The sequence below is a fragment of the Pseudomonas sp. SDO52101_S400 genome, assembly GCF_054071635.1.
In genome coordinates, this window is the sequence record NZ_JBSVWF010000068.1 from 12,223 (window position 1) to 27,697 (window position 15,475).

Annotated in this window: 18 protein-coding genes and 1 pseudogene; 14 read left to right on the forward strand and 5 right to left on the reverse strand. The window is 61.2% G+C overall.

Annotated features, from left to right (window positions below; genetic code table 11):
• Positions 1-58: 58 nt before the first annotated feature.
• The 3 genes from phaZ (at position 59) to ACW9HX_RS25420 (ending at position 3,397) form a co-directional block, all read left to right on the forward strand.
• Complete coding sequence (gene phaZ / locus ACW9HX_RS25410) at positions 59-913, forward strand: poly(3-hydroxyalkanoate) depolymerase (protein ID WP_457382700.1); 855 nt, start codon at positions 59-61, stop codon at positions 911-913.
• 150 nt (positions 914-1,063) lie between these two features.
• A complete protein-coding gene (phaC, locus tag ACW9HX_RS25415; protein WP_457382701.1) occupies positions 1,064-2,746 on the forward strand; it encodes a class II poly(R)-hydroxyalkanoic acid synthase in 1,683 nt (560 codons plus the stop codon).
• Between the two features lie 30 nt (positions 2,747-2,776).
• Positions 2,777-3,397, forward strand: coding sequence for a TetR/AcrR family transcriptional regulator (locus tag ACW9HX_RS25420; protein WP_457382702.1), 621 nt, complete (start codon positions 2,777-2,779; stop codon positions 3,395-3,397).
• A 276-nt stretch (positions 3,398-3,673) separates the two neighbouring features.
• On the opposite strand, the gene ACW9HX_RS25425 is transcribed toward ACW9HX_RS25420, so the two are convergent.
• The 3 genes from ACW9HX_RS25425 to ACW9HX_RS25435 form a co-directional block, all read right to left on the reverse strand.
• A complete protein-coding gene (locus ACW9HX_RS25425) occupies positions 3,674-4,528 on the reverse strand; it encodes a phasin family protein (protein ID WP_457382703.1) in 855 nt (284 codons plus the stop codon).
• Positions 4,529-4,538: 10 nt separating this feature from the next.
• Positions 4,539-4,961: a phasin family protein gene (locus tag ACW9HX_RS25430; RefSeq protein ID WP_096819932.1), complete on the reverse strand. Its 423-nt coding sequence runs from the start codon at positions 4,959-4,961 to the stop codon at positions 4,539-4,541.
• 159 nt (positions 4,962-5,120) lie between these two features.
• A complete protein-coding gene (locus ACW9HX_RS25435) occupies positions 5,121-5,396 on the reverse strand; it encodes a polyhydroxyalkanoic acid system family protein (RefSeq protein ID WP_007952417.1) in 276 nt (91 codons plus the stop codon).
• A 165-nt stretch (positions 5,397-5,561) separates the two neighbouring features.
• Here ACW9HX_RS25435 and ubiE point away from each other — a divergent pair, with 165 nt between their 5' ends.
• The 11 genes and pseudogenes from ubiE (at position 5,562) to ACW9HX_RS25490 (ending at position 13,657) form a co-directional block, all read left to right on the forward strand.
• On the forward strand, positions 5,562-6,332 hold the full coding sequence (gene ubiE / locus ACW9HX_RS25440; RefSeq protein ID WP_007952418.1) for a bifunctional demethylmenaquinone methyltransferase/2-methoxy-6-polyprenyl-1,4-benzoquinol methylase UbiE: 771 nt from the start codon (positions 5,562-5,564) through the stop codon (positions 6,330-6,332).
• Positions 6,332-6,955, forward strand: coding sequence for a ubiquinone biosynthesis accessory factor UbiJ (locus ACW9HX_RS25445; RefSeq protein ID WP_007952419.1), 624 nt, complete (start codon positions 6,332-6,334; stop codon positions 6,953-6,955). The genes ubiE and ACW9HX_RS25445 overlap by 1 nt, the downstream gene beginning before the upstream one ends.
• Positions 6,952-8,556, forward strand: a complete 1,605-nt coding sequence (gene ubiB, locus ACW9HX_RS25450) for a ubiquinone biosynthesis regulatory protein kinase UbiB (RefSeq protein WP_457382704.1) — start codon at positions 6,952-6,954, stop codon at positions 8,554-8,556. Before ACW9HX_RS25445 ends, ubiB begins: the two co-directional genes overlap by 4 nt.
• An 80-nt stretch (positions 8,557-8,636) precedes the next feature.
• The gene (gene hisI / locus ACW9HX_RS25455; RefSeq protein ID WP_007909357.1) at positions 8,637-9,038 is read left to right on the forward strand and encodes a phosphoribosyl-AMP cyclohydrolase; all 402 of its coding nucleotides are present in this window, start codon (positions 8,637-8,639) and stop codon (positions 9,036-9,038) included.
• Entirely contained in the window at positions 9,031-9,363 is a 333-nt protein-coding gene (locus ACW9HX_RS25460) for a phosphoribosyl-ATP diphosphatase (RefSeq protein WP_007952422.1), read from the forward strand. Before hisI ends, ACW9HX_RS25460 begins: the two co-directional genes overlap by 8 nt.
• 25 nt (positions 9,364-9,388) lie before the next feature.
• Positions 9,389-9,667, forward strand: a complete 279-nt coding sequence (locus tag ACW9HX_RS25465) for a twin-arginine translocase TatA/TatE family subunit (protein ID WP_007952423.1) — start codon at positions 9,389-9,391, stop codon at positions 9,665-9,667.
• Positions 9,668-9,677: 10 nt separating this feature from the next.
• Positions 9,678-10,145: a Sec-independent protein translocase protein TatB gene (gene tatB / locus ACW9HX_RS25470; RefSeq protein WP_457382705.1), complete on the forward strand. Its 468-nt coding sequence runs from the start codon at positions 9,678-9,680 to the stop codon at positions 10,143-10,145.
• Positions 10,142-10,930: a twin-arginine translocase subunit TatC gene (gene tatC, locus ACW9HX_RS25475; protein WP_457382706.1), complete on the forward strand. Its 789-nt coding sequence runs from the start codon at positions 10,142-10,144 to the stop codon at positions 10,928-10,930. Before tatB ends, tatC begins: the two co-directional genes overlap by 4 nt.
• Positions 10,927-11,634, forward strand: coding sequence for a 16S rRNA (uracil(1498)-N(3))-methyltransferase (locus ACW9HX_RS25480; protein WP_457382707.1), 708 nt, complete (start codon positions 10,927-10,929; stop codon positions 11,632-11,634). The genes tatC and ACW9HX_RS25480 overlap by 4 nt, the downstream gene beginning before the upstream one ends.
• A 223-nt stretch (positions 11,635-11,857) precedes the next feature.
• A pseudogene (locus ACW9HX_RS25485) lies at positions 11,858-12,802 on the forward strand (methyl-accepting chemotaxis protein); the annotation flags it as partial.
• Positions 12,803-12,943: 141 nt separating this feature from the next.
• On the forward strand, positions 12,944-13,657 hold the full coding sequence (locus ACW9HX_RS25490) for a methyl-accepting chemotaxis protein (RefSeq protein WP_371858310.1): 714 nt from the start codon (positions 12,944-12,946) through the stop codon (positions 13,655-13,657).
• Between the two features lie 54 nt (positions 13,658-13,711).
• On the opposite strand, the gene ACW9HX_RS25495 is transcribed toward ACW9HX_RS25490, so the two are convergent.
• Positions 13,712-14,446 (reverse strand): amino acid ABC transporter ATP-binding protein, encoded by a 735-nt coding sequence (locus ACW9HX_RS25495; protein ID WP_457382708.1) that lies wholly within the window; start codon positions 14,444-14,446, stop codon positions 13,712-13,714.
• Positions 14,439-15,398: an amino acid ABC transporter permease gene (locus ACW9HX_RS25500; RefSeq protein ID WP_457382709.1), complete on the reverse strand. Its 960-nt coding sequence runs from the start codon at positions 15,396-15,398 to the stop codon at positions 14,439-14,441. Before ACW9HX_RS25500 ends, ACW9HX_RS25495 begins: the two co-directional genes overlap by 8 nt.
• Positions 15,399-15,475 lie beyond the last annotated feature (77 nt).

Below are 15,475 nucleotides of genomic sequence, written 5' to 3' on the forward strand. Positions count from 1 at the left end.
AGCCCGCTCCCACAAGGGGTACGAGGTGATATTGAGATTGACCCACAGGGCCTGAAGCATGCCGCACCCGTTCATCTTTCGTACTGTCGAGCTGGATGGCCAGACCATCCGCACGGCGGTCCGCCCCGGCAAGCCTCACTTGACGCCCTTGCTGATTTTCAACGGCATCGGCGCCAACCTGGAGCTGGTGTTTCCTTTTGTCGCGGCGCTGGATCCGGACCTGGAAGTGATCGCCTTCGACGTGCCCGGTGTCGGTGGTTCTTCGACGCCGAGCCGGCCGTATCGCTTCCCCGGGCTGGCGAAACTCACGGCACGGATGCTCGATTATCTCAACTACGGACAGGTCAATGTGATCGGCGTGTCTTGGGGTGGCGCACTGGCGCAGCAGTTTGCCTATGACTATCCCGAGCGCTGCAAGAAGCTGGTACTGGCGGCGACCGCTGCCGGTGCGGTGATGGTGCCGGGCAAGCCGAAGGTGTTGTGGATGATGGCCAGTCCGCGTCGCTACATCCAGCCGTCCCATGTGATCCGCATCGCCCCGATGATCTACGGCGGCTCGTTCCGTCGCGACCCGACACTCGCCGCCAGCCATGCAGCCAAGGTGCGTTCGGCAGGCAAGCTCGGCTACTACTGGCAACTGTTCGCGGGTCTTGGCTGGACCAGCATTCACTGGCTGCACAAGATCCATCAGCCAACCCTGGTGCTGGCCGGCGACGACGATCCGCTGATCCCGCTGATCAACATGCGCATGCTCGCCTGGCGAATCCCCAACGCGCAGCTGCACATCATCGACGACGGGCACCTGTTCCTGATCACCCGGGCCGAAGCAGTGGCACCGATCATCATGAAATTCCTCCAGGAGGAACGTCTTCGTGCAGTGATGCACCCCCACCCGACACCGCTGGGCGGATAACCGGCCCGATCCGGTTTTCTGGACAGCTCCTTGCAGTGTTCTTTGAACAGGCGTGGCAGGACGCCGCGCAGGCAACAAGCCGCAACAGCGTCTATGGTGTTCTGGTTCGGTGTGTTTGTTTTTGACCTGAAGACGAAGGAGTGTTGAGTCATGCGCGACAAACCCGCGACGGGCGTAGTGCCCAGTCCCGCCGTTTTCATCAATGCACAAAGTGCAATGACCGGCCTGCGAGGCCGCGACCTGATTTCGACGTTGCGCAGCGTAGCCGCCCATGGTCTGCGCAACCCCATTCACAGCGCGAGGCATGCGTTGAAACTCGGTGGCGCGCTCGGACGCGTGCTGCTCGGTGAAACCCTGCACCCGACCAACCCCAATGACAGCCGCTTCGCCGACCCGGCCTGGAGTCTGAACCCGTTCTATCGCCGAAGCCTGCAGGCCTATCTGAGCTGGCAGAAACAGGTCAAGAGCTGGATCGACGACAGCAGCATGAGCGACGACGACCGCGCTCGTGCGCACTTCGCGTTTTCCTTGATCAACGACGCCGTGGCACCGTCCAACACGCTGCTCAATCCGCTGGCAATCAAAGAGCTGTTCAACTCTGGCGGCCACAGCCTGGTGCGCGGGCTGAGCCATCTGTTCGATGATCTGCTGCACAACGACGGCCTGCCGCGCCAGGTGACCAAACAGGCTTTCGAGGTCGGCAAGACCGTCGCTACCACCACCGGCTCGGTAGTGTTTCGCAGCGAAATGCTCGAGCTGATCCAGTACAAGCCGATGAGCGAAAAGCAGTATTCAAAACCGCTGCTGGTGGTGCCGCCACAAATCAACAAGTACTACATTTTCGACCTGAGCCCGAACAACAGCTTCGTCCAGTACGCCCTGAAGAACGGCTTGCAGACCTTCATGATCAGTTGGCGCAACCCGGACGTGCGCCATCGCGAGTGGGGCCTGTCGACCTACGTCGAAGCCGTGGAAGAAGCGATGAACATCTGCCGGGCGATCACCGGTGCCCGCGAGGTCAACCTGATGGGGGCCTGCGCCGGCGGGCTGACGATCGCCGCGTTGCAAGGGCACTTGCAGGCCAAGCGGCAGTTGCGGCGGGTCTCCAGCGCGACCTATCTGGTGAGCCTGCTCGACAGCCAGATCGACTCTCCGGCCACTTTGTTCGCCGATGAACAGACCCTCGAAGCGGCCAAGCGCCGTTCCTATCAGAAAGGCGTGCTGGACGGTCGCGACATGGCCAGGGTGTTCGCCTGGATGCGCCCCAACGATCTGATCTGGAGCTACTTCGTCAACAACTACCTGCTGGGCAAGGAGCCACCGGCGTTCGACATCCTCTACTGGAACAACGACAGCACCCGTCTGCCCGCCGCGTTTCATGGCGATCTGCTGGACTTCTTCAAGCACAACCCGCTGATTCATTCGGGCGGCCTGGAAGTCTGCGGCACACCGATCGACTTGCAGAAAGTCACGGTCGACAGTTTCAGCGTGGCCGGCATGAACGACCACATCACGCCATGGGACGCGGTGTATCGCTCGACCCTGCTGCTCGGTGGCGAGCGGCGTTTCGTGCTGTCCAACAGCGGTCATGTCCAGAGCATTCTCAACCCACCGAGCAACCCCAAGGCCAACTACGTCGAAAACGGCAAGATGAGCAGCGACCCGCGCGCCTGGTACTACGACGCGAAAAAAGTCGACGGCAGCTGGTGGCCGCAGTGGCTGGAATGGGTTCAGCAGCGCTCCGGCACCCTGCGCGAAACCCAGATGGCCCTTGGCAACGCGAACTATCCACCGATGGAGGCGGCGCCCGGCACTTACGTGCGCGTGCGCTGACCGGCCCCAACCGCCCTTTAAGAAGACTGGATGAAAACAAGCGAACGGATCCTCGAATGTGCCCTGCAGTTGTTCAACGAAAAGGGCGAGCCGAACGTCTCCACCATGGAGGTTGCCAATGAGATGGGGATCAGCCCCGGCAACCTCTACTACCACTTTCACGGCAAGGAGCCGCTGATCCTCGGGCTGTTCGAGCGCTTTCAGAACGAACTGGCACCGCTGCTCGACCCGCCCGCCGATGTCGAACTGGCACCTGAGGATTATTGGCTGTTCCTGCATTTGATCGTCGAGCGGCTGGCACAGTACCGGTTCCTGTTCCAGGACCTGTCGAACCTGGCCGGACGCCTGCCGAAACTGGCCAAGGGCATCCGCAACTTTCTCAACGTCCTGAAGCGCACGCTGGCGTCACTGCTGGCGCGATTGAAGGCGTCGGGGCAGTTGGTCAGCGATACCCAGGCGCTGGGGCAACTGGTGGAACAGATCACCATGACCTTGCTGTTCTCGCTGGACTATCAGCGGATTCTTGATCGTGAAGGGGAAGTGCGGCTGGTGGTTTACCAGATCATGATGCTGGTAGCGCCGCACTTGTTGCCGCCGGTGAAGGTGGCGACGGAGAGGATGGCCCTGAAGTACCTCGAAGATCACGAGTGACCCGAAAAGCCCCTCACCCTAGCCCTCTCCCGGAGGGAGAGGGGACTGACCCCGTTGTCTCTCGCTATACATCGACCTGAAAGACCTTATCGATTATGGATTCAATGCTGCACTTTCAGGTCGATATAAGACTGCAACTTCCCCCAATCGGCCCCCTCTCCCTCCGGGCGGTCCGACGTTTCGGGAGGGCTGGGGTGAGGGGCTTTTCGGCTCTCGGATTTCAAATACAAAAACGCCCGACCTTCACAGGCCGGGCGTTTTCTTGAGCCCTGAAAATCAGGACTGACTGGTCGGCGTCGACGGGGTCGATGCAACAGTCGGAGCTGGCGCCGGGGTTGGAGCCGAGGCGGAGTTCGACGTGCTTGCCAGTGCTTGCGGTGTGGTCACCGGTTTTGGTGCAGCAGCTTTCGGCGCTGCGGCTTTCGGCGCGGCCGGTTTTTTCACTGCAGGTTTTTTCGCCGCAGCCGGTTTGGCGGCAGGCTTGGCAGCGGGTTTGGCGGCAGCGGTTTTCGCTGCTGGCTTGGCCGCTGGTTTCGCAGCAGGTTTGGCGGCGGCCTTGGCGGCAACCGGTTTGGCTGCAGCTTTTACTGCTGGCTTGGCCGCTGCGGTTTTGGCCGCTGGCTTGGCGGCAGGTTTAGCAGCAGCCTTGGCCAATGGTTTGGCAGCAGGTTTTGCCGCCGGTTTCGCTGCTGCGGTTTTAGCCGCGACAGGTTGAGCTTTCAGGCCGGTGAGCTTTTCGATCTGCTTGGTCAGGGTATCGACCTTCTTGTGCAGATCCTTCACCTCGTTGCGGCTCGGTACGCCCAGGCGCGAAATCGCACTGTTCAGGCGCTTGTCGAAAGCCCCTTCCAGCTGATCCCACGTCCCCAGCGCGCGATCTTTCACGCCGCTGATGCGCGATTTCGCCGAGCTTGCAGAGTCCTTGGCGGCATCGACTTTTTTGCCGACCGCAGCCTTGGTGAGCTTCTCGGCTTTCTCGCCGTCTTTGACCAATGTATCGAAGAGCTTGCTGCCGTCAGTGTCGATCTTCGAGTACACGCCTAAACCAGCCAGCCAGATCTTGCGGGAGTAGTCTTCGACTTTCCCGATCCACGAGCTGCCTTCTTTATCGGTGTTCTTTTTACCAGCCATCCCGTTCTCCTTAAGATTTACGCGCGACGCGTTCGAGCAATGCCGTCAGCTCATCGAGCTTAGCAGAGAGTGCCTCAACGTCATGTTTAGACGGAATGCCGATACGATTCAAGGCACTGGCGACACGCGTGTCGAACGCCTTCTCGACCTTGTCGAGCTGAACTTCGACGCGGCCTTTGAAAGAGCTGACTTCGCTCTTGGCTTCATCGATCTCGGCGTTGGCCGCTTCGAGTTTTTCGGTGACGACTTTTTTGCCTTTCTTTTCAACAGTTTGACCAGCCTTGATCAACTCCTGAAAGTACTCGCTGCCCTCCTGACCGACCTTGGTGTAGGCACCCAGGCCTGCCAGCCAGATCTTGCGGGCATAGGATTTGACGTCGCTCAGAGCAGAAGTCGAGGCGTCGATTTTTTTCTTCAAAATAACTTTGGCCATGGTGCACCTCACGCGCAGAAGGTTTGAGGAACTGCCCTGACGAGTGTCGGGCTCAGGCACAAAGTAGGGAGAAAAATTAGAAACGGCACCCTAACAACTGACATAAAAGGCAGGTGCACGAGAAAAAACGGGGAGCCCGAAGCTCCCCGTTTGTCCTGATCAGACCAGCGCTTTATCCAGCGCCTTTTCAATCTCGGCTTTGATCATGCCGCTCATGGCCGACATCATCAGGCCCAGTTCGACATCGACCCGGATCGAATCCTCGGCCACATGCACCGCGCCCTTCACGCCCGAGCGCTTGAGGTTCAGGACGTCGCCCGACCACTGCGGCTCGAGGCCATACTGATCGGAAAGTTTCTGCGCCAGTTTGTCGGCTTTCTCGCGGGCAGCTTCCTTGCCCAGGCTATGGGCACGCTCAACACTGATATGGGCCATTGAATGACTCCTGCTTTTTGAATGGGGCTATGAATGCCTGCAACGAATCTTGACCGCCACTGCGGCAAATCGTCCCGAAGGTTGCCCATCTTACCTTTAGCCATTCCAAGACAAAGCATGGCTTGGGGATTAGAATGTCGCGCATTCTCTTTTGGTGACAGCGATATGACTGATCAGCGCAAAGGCAGCGATGCCGAACCCACCACTCACTTCGGCTTCAAAAACGTTCCGGAAAGCCAGAAAGCGGAAAAAGTCGCTGAGGTGTTCCACTCCGTGGCCGCCAAGTACGACCTGATGAACGACCTTCTGTCGGGCGGCATGCACCGTCTGTGGAAGCGCTTCGCGATCGAACTGTCGGGCGTGCGCGCAGGCAACCGCGTGCTGGACATCGCCGGCGGCACCGGCGATCTGACCAAGAAATTCTCGCACCTGGTCGGCCCGACCGGTCAGGTGGTTCTGGCCGACATCAACGAATCCATGCTCAAGGTCGGCCGCGACCGCCTGCTGGACGTCGGTGTATCGGGCAACGTCGAGTTCGTCCAGGCGGACGCGGAAAAACTGCCGTTCCCGGACAACCATTTCGACTGCGTGACCATCGCCTTCGGCCTGCGCAACGTGACGCACAAAGAGGACGCCCTGCGTTCGATGCTGCGCGTACTCAAGCCTGGCGGTCGCCTGCTGGTGCTGGAATTCTCCAAGCCGACCAACGCGCTGATGTCCAAGGCCTATGACGCCTACTCGTTCGCCTTCATGCCGTTGATGGGCAAGCTGATCACCAACGACTCGGAAAGCTATCGCTACCTGGCCGAATCGATCCGCATGCACCCGAATCAGGAAACCCTGAAGTCGATGATGGTCGACGCCGGTTTCGACCGCGTGACCTATCACAACATGACCGCAGGCATCGTTGCCCTGCACCGCGGCATCAAGCCCTGATGCTGCTGACCGGGCTGCTCGCCAGCGTCGAACTCGGCCTGAACCGCGTGCTGCGTCTCGACAGCACGGCGCTGCCGCGACTGGCGCATCTGACCGGCAAGGTGATTGCCGTGGATTGCCGCAGCCCGGCTTTGCAACTGTTCATCCTGCCGAGTGACGAAGGCCTGATGCTGGCGTCCCACTGGGAAACCGGCGTCGACTGCACTCTGCGCGCCCCGGCCTCAAGCCTGGTGAAACTGGCCCTGAGCAAGGACAAGACTGCGGTGCTGCACGCGCCGGAAGTCGAACTCGACGGCGACAGCGGCGTGCTGCTGGAACTGGCGGGCGTGCTGCAGGACCTCGAGCTGGACTGGGAGTACGAACTCTCGCGCTGGCTCGGCCCGGTTGCCACGCAACTGGTAGGCGGTCACCTGCGCAGCCGCGCCCGCTGGTATCAACAAGGATTTGCCAGCCTCAACCAGAACCTCGCCGAATACCTGGCCGAAGAATCGCGCACCCTCGTCGGGCAGCGCGAAGCCGAAGCCCGCTTCAGCGAACTGGACCGGATCAAACTCGATCTGGAACGTCTCGAGGCGCGCTTCGAGCGCCTTTCCCGATCCCTCGACCCAAGCGATAACGCATGAAGCTGCTCGCCGTCCGCCGTCTGTTGCGCATCCAGCGCGTCGTGATCCGCTACCGCCTCGATGACCTGCTGTTCGATCTGCCGCTGCCCTGGTTTCTGCTGGCGCTGCGCTACGCCTTGCCGTGGCGCTGGTTCCCGCGCAAGCCGCTGGACCTGAGCCGTGGTGCACGCCTGCGCCTGGCGTTGCAGGACCTGGGGCCGATCTTCATCAAGTTCGGGCAGATCCTCTCGACCCGCCGCGATCTGCTGCCGGAAGACATCGCCGATGAGCTGATGCTGTTGCAGGACCGCGTGCCGCCGTTCGATTCGCAACTGTCGGTCAAATTGATCGAAGAACAGCTGGGCAAGAAAATCAGCGAAGTGTTCAGCCGCTTTGACGTCGAACCGCTGGCCTCGGCCTCGGTCGCGCAAGTGCATGCCGCGCAACTGAAAACCGGCGAAGAAGTGGTGGTCAAGGTCATCCGCCCGGGTCTGAAACCGATCATCGCGCAGGATCTGGCGTGGCTGTTCATCCTCGCCCGCGCGGCCGAAAAGGTCTCCGCCGACGCCCGCCTGCTGCACCCGGTGGAAGTGGTCAGCGACTACGAAAAAACCATCTACGACGAACTCGACCTGTTGCGCGAGGCGGCCAACGCCAGCCAGTTGAAACGCAACTTCGAAGGCTCGCCGCTGTTGTACGTGCCGCAAGTCTATTGGGACTGGTGCCGGCCGAAAGTGCTGGTGATGGAGCGCATCTACGGGATTCAGGTGACGGATCTGGCGACCCTCGCCGACCAGCGCACCGACATGAAAATGCTTGCCGAGCGCGGCGTAGAGATCTTCTTCACCCAGGTGTTCCGCGACAGTTTCTTCCACGCCGACATGCACCCGGGCAACATCTTCGTCAGCACCGTCAACCCGTGGAGCCCGCAGTACATCGCGATCGACTGCGGCATCGTCGGCAGCCTGACCCCGGAAGACCAGGATTATCTGGCGCGCAACCTGTTCGCCTTCTTCAAACGCGACTACCGCCGCGTGGCGCAATTGCACATCGATTCGGGCTGGGTGCCGGCGGAAACCAAGCTCAACGAATTCGAAGCGGCGATCCGTACCGTGTGCGAACCGATCTTCGAAAAACCGTTAAAAGATATTTCATTTGGCCAGGTGCTGATGCGCCTGTTCCAGACCGCGCGCCGCTTCAACATGGAAGTGCAGCCGCAACTCGTGTTGCTGCAAAAGACCTTGCTGAACATCGAAGGCCTGGGCCGTCAGTTGTACCCGGACCTGGATCTGTGGAACACAGCGCAACCGTTCCTCGAACGCTGGATGCGCGAGCGCGTCAGCCCGAAAGCCTTGATCGGCAACGTCCAGAGCCAGTTCGAACAGCTGCCGCACCTGGCCAACATGGCCCGCGACCTGCTCGAACGCATGTCCCAGCCCCACGCCAACGACCCGCCGCCACCGTGGAAAAAACGCAAGGATGACTGGTTCCTGCGCCTGCTCGGCAGCGCGCATCTGGCGGGCGGCACGATCCTCGCTGCCGGTGGCCCGCTGAACGAACTGGGGCATTGGCCCGCCGGCATCATGGTGGCAGTCGGCTTGTATCTGGTCGTTCGCCGATAGCCAGTTCCGCGATCGGCTGGCACACTGTTTCAACGCCTGAACCCGACTATTGAAGTGTGGGTTCGCTGTCGGAGTCGAAGATGAAAAACTGGCTGGACGAGATCAAGTGGGACGCCGATGGCCTGGTGCCGGCGATTGCCCAGGATCACAAGACCGGACGCGTATTGATGATGGCCTGGATGAACCGCGAAGCCCTGGAGCTGACCGCGGCGGAAAACCGTGCCATCTATTGGTCACGTTCCCGTGGCAAGCTGTGGCGCAAGGGCGAAGAGTCCGGCCACGTACAGACCCTGCATGAAATGCGTCTGGACTGCGACGCCGACGTGATCATCCTGATGGTCGAACAGATCGGCGACATCGCTTGCCATACCGGCCGTCAAAGCTGCTTCTACCGCGTCTTCGAAAACGGCGACTGGAAAACGGTCGACCCGGTCCTGAAAGACCCGCACGCTATTTATTCCGCAGGACACAAACATGAGTGACACCCTGACTCGTCTAGCCCAAGTGCTCGAAGAGCGCAAAGGCGCAGCGGCCGACAGCTCGTATGTGGCTAGTCTGTATCACAAGGGCTTGAACAAGATTCTGGAAAAGGTCGGCGAAGAGTCGGTCGAAACGATCATTGCCGCCAAGGACGCCGCCGTCAGCGGTGACTGCAGCGACGTGATCTACGAGACTGCCGACCTGTGGTTCCACAGCATGGTCATGCTCGCCCAACTGGGGCAGCATCCGCAGGCAGTGCTGGATGAACTGGATCGCCGTTTCGGCCTGTCCGGACACGTCGAGAAAGCCTCGCGTCCGTCCGCCTGAACAACTTTTAGAGAGGAACAGCAACATGGGCATTTTTGACTGGAAACACTGGATCGTCATTCTGGTTGTCGTAGTGCTGGTGTTCGGCACCAAGAAACTGAAAAACCTCGGCACCGACGTCGGCGAATCGATCAAGGGCTTTCGCAAAGCCATGAACGACGACGAAAAGCCGGCCGATCCGACCGTCACGCCTGCGCAACCGGTGCCACCGGTTCAGCCGCAAGCCACCGCTCAGGCCAACCCGCCGCACACCATTGACGTGCAGGCGCAAAAAGTCGAAGAGCCGATCCGCAAAGACGTGTGAGCACTGACTAATGTTTGGTATCAGCTTCTCTGAACTGCTGCTCGTCGGCCTCGTTGCCCTGCTGGTGCTGGGCCCCGAGCGTCTGCCGGGCGCTGCACGCACCGCCGGCCTGTGGGTCGGGCGGCTGAAGCGCAGCTTCAACGCGATCAAACAGGAAGTTGAGCGTGAAATCGGTGCCGACGAAATTCGCCGGCAACTGCACAACGAACACATCCTGTCGCTGGAGCAGGAGGCGCGGAAGATCTTCACGCCACCGGTTCAGCAGGAGCCGACGCCCGCGCAGCCAGTCGCAGAGCAGACGCCAACGCCTCCTGTGGCGGAGCAAACGATTCATGCGCCGACAGCGAACGTCGAACACGTTTCTGCTGCAGCCGCTGAAGCTGCCCCGGTCATGAAGCCGATCGAACCTGTTGCACCTGTGGCTGCGCCAACCACGCCGGCCCCTCACGACCCTACATTGCCGCCGCGAGCCCCATGAGCGATCTCCCCGAAAACGACCAGCACATGCCGCTGGTTTCGCACCTCACCGAGTTGCGCACCCGCCTGCTGCGTTGCGTCGCGGCGATCTTCATCATCTTCGCCGGGCTGTTCGCCTTCACCCAGCAGATCTACACCTTCGTCTCGACGCCGCTGCGCAGTTACTTGCCGGCCGGCGCGACGATGATCGCCACCGACGTGTCGTCGCCGTTCCTGACGCCGCTGAAGCTGACGATGATGGTGTCGCTGTTCCTCGCGATTCCGGTGATCCTGCACCAGATCTGGGGCTTCATCGCGCCGGGCCTGTACAAGCACGAAAAGCGCGTCGCGGTGCCGTTGCTGATTTCCAGCATCCTGCTGTTCTACACCGGCATGGCCTTCGCCTATTACTTCGTGTTCCCGCTGATCTTCAAGTTCTTCGCCTCGGCCACCCCGGCCGGCGTGGAAATGATGACCGACATCACCAGTTACCTCGATTTCGTCATGACGCTGTTCTTCGCCTTCGGCGTGGCGTTCGAAATCCCGGTGGCTGTGGTGCTGCTGGTGTGGATCGGCGTGGTCGACGTCAAGTACCTGAAGAAGATCCGCCCGTACGTGATCATCGGCTGCTTCGTGGTCGGCATGATCCTGACCCCGCCGGACATCTTCTCCCAGACCCTGCTGGCCGTGCCGATGTGGATGCTGTTTGAAATCGGCATCCTGTTCGGCAGTCTGGTCAGCAAGCGCGAGCGCCCGGACGAAACCGTCGACGACCACAACGACCAGCCGCCAGCGACGCAGCCATGAACCTGCTGTTGCTCGAAGAGGCCGATTTCATTGCGGTCGACCGTGTCGTGCTGCGTGATCGGCGCCTGACCCACATGCAGGAGGTCCACCGCTCGGAAGTCGGCGACAGCCTGCGGGTCGGGCGCATCAACGGGTTGATGGGTTCGGCCGAACTGCTGCGTCTGGAAGCAGGCGAAGCCGAACTGCGGGTCACCCTCGATCAGCCACCGCCGGCCAAGCTGCCGCTGACTCTGGTATTGGCCCTGCCTCGCCCGAAGATGTTGCGTCGGGTGTTCCAGACCGTGGCAACCATGGGTGTGTCGAAGGTGATTCTGGTCAACAGCTATCGCGTCGAGAAGAGCTTCTGGCAGACGCCATTTCTCGAGCCGGAATCGATTCGCGAGAATCTGATCCTCGGCCTCGAACAGGCCCGCGATACCGTGTTGCCGGAAATCATCATCGAGAAGCGCTTCAAGCCGTTCGTCGAAGATCGCCTGCCGGCCATTGCCGAAGGCACTCTCGGCCTTGTCGGCCATCCGGGCAACTTCCCGCCCTGCCCGCGCGGCCTGAGCGAACCGGTGACCCTGGCCATCGGCCCCGAGGGTGGCTGGATCCCTTACGAAATCGACCTGCTGGCCAAGTCCGGCCTGCAACCGGTACAGCTCGGCGACCGCATCCTGCGCGTCGAAACCGCCGTCACGGCCCTGCTCGCCCGCCTGTTCTGAACCGCTCTGGTGCCATTCGGCACCAGACAAATAGCGTTACAGATTGCCATCATCCAGCCGATACAGTCTCCATAAGTCCAATTAGTGGTCCGAGGGGAGTCGTCGCATGTACCGTTGGTTAGCCGAGAATCTTGGAAACGTCAGCGTCAAACGCAAGCTGGGAATCGGTTTCGGCCTGGTGCTGCTGCTGACCTTGTTGATCACTTTCACCGGCTGGACCGGCATGAGCGGCATCATCAGCCGCGGTGACAAACTCGGTTTCATCTCCAGCCTCAACGAGCTGACCAAGGATCTGCGTCTGGCACGCCTGGATTACGAGATGCGTCGTGGCGAACAAGGCCCGGGCGCGGTCAACGACCTGCTCGGCAAACTCGACAGCGGCCTGCAAACCGCTCGCAGCCTGATCGAGCAACCAGCCGACGCCACGAAGGTCGAGCAGCAATTGGCCGCCGTCGCCGAGTACAAGCGCGCCTTCACCGACATGGTTCAGGCCGGCGCCAACCGCGAGGATGCCCGCAGCAAGCTGGGTGCCACCGCCGACAACGCCGTGGCCAAGGTCGCCGAAGTCGAAAAATCCATGTTGCAGGGCGACAGCGTGGCCCAGTTCAACGCGGTGATCGACCTGAGCAAACTGATCCAGCAGGCCCGCTTCCAGGTCCGCGGCTACACCTACAGCGGCAAGACCGAAGCCGAACAACCGGCCCTCGACGCCATCGACAACGCCCTGAAAAACCTCGAGACCCTTCCGGCCAAGTTGCCTGAGCAACACATCGCCAACCTGCAACAGGCCACCGATTCGCTCAAAGCCTATCGTGCTGCCGTCAGCCAGTTCCGCGACTCCCAGGTCGCCAGCGCCAAGGCTCTGGCCCGGATGTCGACCCAGGGCGATATCCTGCTCGATGTCAGCCGGCAACTCACCGAATCCCAGACCATCGTCCGTGACACTGATGCCGCCAGCGCCAAGAGCCAGCTGCTGATCGCCACTCTGCTGGCCGTGGCCTTTGGCCTGCTCGCCGCCTGGGCGATCACCCGGCAGATCATCATCCCGCTGGAGCAGACCCTGAAAGTCGCCGAGCGCGTGGCCGCTGGAGACCTGACCCACAACCTGGTGTCGCTGCGTCGCGACGAACTCGGTCAGTTGCAGCGCTCGATGCAGAGCATGACCCAGGGCCTGCGCGACCTGATCGGCGGAATCAGTGACGGCGTCACCCAGATCGCCAGCGCGGCCGAAGAACTGTCGGCCGTGACCGAGCAGACCAGCGCCGGCGTGAACAATCAGAAAGTCGAGACTGACCAGGTCGCCACCGCCATGAACGAAATGGCCGCCACCGTGCAGGAAGTCGCGCGCAACGCCGAGGAAGCTTCGGAAGCGGCCGTCGCCGCTGACCAACAGGCCCGCGAAGGCGACAAAGTGGTTGGCGAAGCCATCGCCCAGATCGAACGCCTGGCCACCGAAGTCGGCCACTCCACCGAGGCCATGGGCGAGCTCAAGCGCGAAAGCGACAAGATCGGCAGCGTCCTCGACGTGATCAAGTCCGTGGCTCAGCAAACCAACCTGCTGGCTCTCAATGCCGCGATCGAAGCGGCCCGCGCCGGTGAAGCCGGACGTGGGTTTGCGGTGGTCGCCGATGAAGTGCGCAGCCTCGCGCAACGCACCCAGAAGTCCACCGAAGAAATCGAAGAGCTGATCGTCGGCCTGCAAAACGGCACCCAGCAAGTGGCGACGATCATGGACAACAGCCGCACGCTGACCCAGAGCAGCGTGGAGCTGACCCGCCGTGCCGGTGGTTCGCTGGAAAACATCACGCGCACCGTGTCGGCGATTCAGGCGATGAACCAGCAAATCGCAGCGGCGGCCGAGCAGCAAAGCGCCGTGGCCGAAGAGATCAACCGTAGCGTGCTGAACGTGCGGGATGTATCGGATCAGACGTCGGCGGCGAGTGAAGAGACGGCGGCTTCCAGCGTCGAGCTGGCGCGCCTGGGCACTCACCTGCAAACGTTGGTGGGACGCTTCAAGGTTTAAACCGCGCAAACAAAAAAATCGCAGCCAATGGCTGCGATTTTTTTTGCCCTGCGCTTAGAGAACCTGACGCAGGAAAGCCTGAGCCCGTGGATCCTTCGGCGCATCGAAGAACTCGGCCGGCGAGGCGTCTTCCAGCAGTTTGCCGTGATCGAAGAACAGCACGCGATCCGCCACTTCACGGGCAAAACCCATTTCGTGGGTCACGCAAACCATGGTCATGCCTTCCACGGCCAGGTTTTTCATCACATCCAGCACTTCACCGACCATTTCCGGATCGAGGGCCGAGGTCGGTTCGTCGAACAGCATGACCTTGGGGTCCATCGCCAGCGCCCGGGCAATCGCCACACGCTGCTGCTGACCGCCCGACAGGCGCGACGGATATTCCCGGGCCTTCTGCGCAATGCCGACCTTCTCCAGCAACGCCAGGGCCTTGGCCTCGCTTTCCTTCTGGCCGCGCTTGCGCACGACTTTCTGCGCCAGGCAGAGGTTTTCCAGCACGGTCATGTGCGGGAACAGATTGAAATGCTGGAACACCATGCCGACTTCGCGGCGGTAGGCGTTGACGTCGGTTTTCGGGTCGGCCAGTTGCAGGCCGTCGATGCTCACCGAGCCGGAATCGAATTCCTCAAGACCATTCAGGCAACGCAGGAACGTCGACTTGCCGGAACCGGACGGGCCGATCACCACCAGCACTTCGCCCTTGGCCACGTTGGTGCTGACGTTATCCACCGCGCGCACCACTTGCCCACGGGTGTCGAAGACTTTTACCAGATCGCGGACTTCAATCACTTTGCGCGAGCCTCCGCTCAAGCCGACTGGCGATTTTCGACAGCGGCAGGTTGATCAACAGGTACAGGCCGGCGACGCAGAACAGGATTTCGAACGGCGAGAACGACGTGGTGATGACTTCACGACCGCTTTTCAGCAGCTCGGTGATGGCGATCACTGACACCAGCGAGGTGTCTTTCACCAGACTGATGAACTGCCCGGCCAGTGGTGGCAGCACGCGTTTGAAGGCTTGCGGCAGCACCACATGACGCATCGACTGGCCAGCGCTCAGGCCCAGCGAACGCGCCGCTTCGTTCTGACCACGGGCAATCGACTGCACGCCGGAGCGGATGATTTCCGCCACATAGGCGCCGGTGAACAGCGACAGCGCGGCGATCCCGGCGAACTCCCGGGACAGGTTCATCACCGTGCCGATGAAGAAGTAGAAAATGAAGATCTGCACCAGCAGCGGCGTACCGCGCACCAGTTCGACATAGATCGTCGAGAGGTCGCGCAAGGTCGGGTTGCTCGACAATCGGCACAGCCCGGTGGCCAGACCGATCAGCAGCCCCAGCACGCCGGACACCACCGACAGCCAAAGCGTCGTCCACAGGCCCCACAGCAGCGGACCCGCCGCCCAATGTCGGGTAACACCCACGACGTCGCCTTCGGCCACATCGTCGCCCTGGGCGAATTGCAGGCTGATTTCGTCGACGGTCAGGTGCTGCTCGTCACCGGCATCGTTGCGCAGGGTGACTTGCGCGCTGCCGCCCTTGCGCACCAGTTCGCTGACGGTGGAAATGTCGGTCGCACGCTGGGTTTCTTCGGCCTGATAGGCGAAATACTGCGGCACACGGTTCCAGCGCCATTCGTAGGACATCAGCGACGTGGCGTAATACAACGCGCCAGCCAGGCCGATCAGCACCAGCACGGTCAGGACGTGCCAGGGCCATTGGGCTTTTTTCTGTTTCATTGCAGATTCCGGATTTTGTGTTGCTCTGGAGGCCCTCTTCGCGAGCAAGCCCGCTCCCACAGTGGATTTGTGGTGTT

What these genes read in the sequence shown, in the direction of transcription:
- phaC (WP_457382701.1), top strand. Translation starts at nt 1,064, where the DNA reads ATGCGCGACAAACCCGCGACGGGCGTAGTGCCCAGTCCCGCCGTTTTC.
- tatB (WP_457382705.1), top strand. Translation starts at nt 9,678, where the DNA reads ATGTTTGGTATCAGCTTCTCTGAACTGCTGCTCGTCGGCCTCGTTGCC.
- ACW9HX_RS25420 (WP_457382702.1), top strand. Translation starts at nt 2,777, where the DNA reads ATGAAAACAAGCGAACGGATCCTCGAATGTGCCCTGCAGTTGTTCAAC.
- ACW9HX_RS25490 (WP_371858310.1), top strand. Translation starts at nt 12,944, where the DNA reads ATGAACGAAATGGCCGCCACCGTGCAGGAAGTCGCGCGCAACGCCGAG.
- ACW9HX_RS25435 (WP_007952417.1), bottom strand. Translation starts at nt 5,396, where the DNA reads ATGGCCCATATCAGTGTTGAGCGTGCCCATAGCCTGGGCAAGGAAGCT.
- tatC (WP_457382706.1), top strand. Translation starts at nt 10,142, where the DNA reads ATGAGCGATCTCCCCGAAAACGACCAGCACATGCCGCTGGTTTCGCAC.
- ACW9HX_RS25500 (WP_457382709.1), bottom strand. Translation starts at nt 15,398, where the DNA reads ATGAAACAGAAAAAAGCCCAATGGCCCTGGCACGTCCTGACCGTGCTG.
- ubiB (WP_457382704.1), top strand. Translation starts at nt 6,952, where the DNA reads ATGAAGCTGCTCGCCGTCCGCCGTCTGTTGCGCATCCAGCGCGTCGTG.
- ACW9HX_RS25430 (WP_096819932.1), bottom strand. Translation starts at nt 4,961, where the DNA reads ATGGCCAAAGTTATTTTGAAGAAAAAAATCGACGCCTCGACTTCTGCT.
- phaZ (WP_457382700.1), top strand. Translation starts at nt 59, where the DNA reads ATGCCGCACCCGTTCATCTTTCGTACTGTCGAGCTGGATGGCCAGACC.
- ACW9HX_RS25480 (WP_457382707.1), top strand. Translation starts at nt 10,927, where the DNA reads ATGAACCTGCTGTTGCTCGAAGAGGCCGATTTCATTGCGGTCGACCGT.
- ubiE (WP_007952418.1), top strand. Translation starts at nt 5,562, where the DNA reads ATGACTGATCAGCGCAAAGGCAGCGATGCCGAACCCACCACTCACTTC.
- ACW9HX_RS25460 (WP_007952422.1), top strand. Translation starts at nt 9,031, where the DNA reads ATGAGTGACACCCTGACTCGTCTAGCCCAAGTGCTCGAAGAGCGCAAA.
- hisI (WP_007909357.1), top strand. Translation starts at nt 8,637, where the DNA reads ATGAAAAACTGGCTGGACGAGATCAAGTGGGACGCCGATGGCCTGGTG.
- ACW9HX_RS25425 (WP_457382703.1), bottom strand. Translation starts at nt 4,528, where the DNA reads ATGGCTGGTAAAAAGAACACCGATAAAGAAGGCAGCTCGTGGATCGGG.
- ACW9HX_RS25445 (WP_007952419.1), top strand. Translation starts at nt 6,332, where the DNA reads ATGCTGCTGACCGGGCTGCTCGCCAGCGTCGAACTCGGCCTGAACCGC.
- ACW9HX_RS25465 (WP_007952423.1), top strand. Translation starts at nt 9,389, where the DNA reads ATGGGCATTTTTGACTGGAAACACTGGATCGTCATTCTGGTTGTCGTA.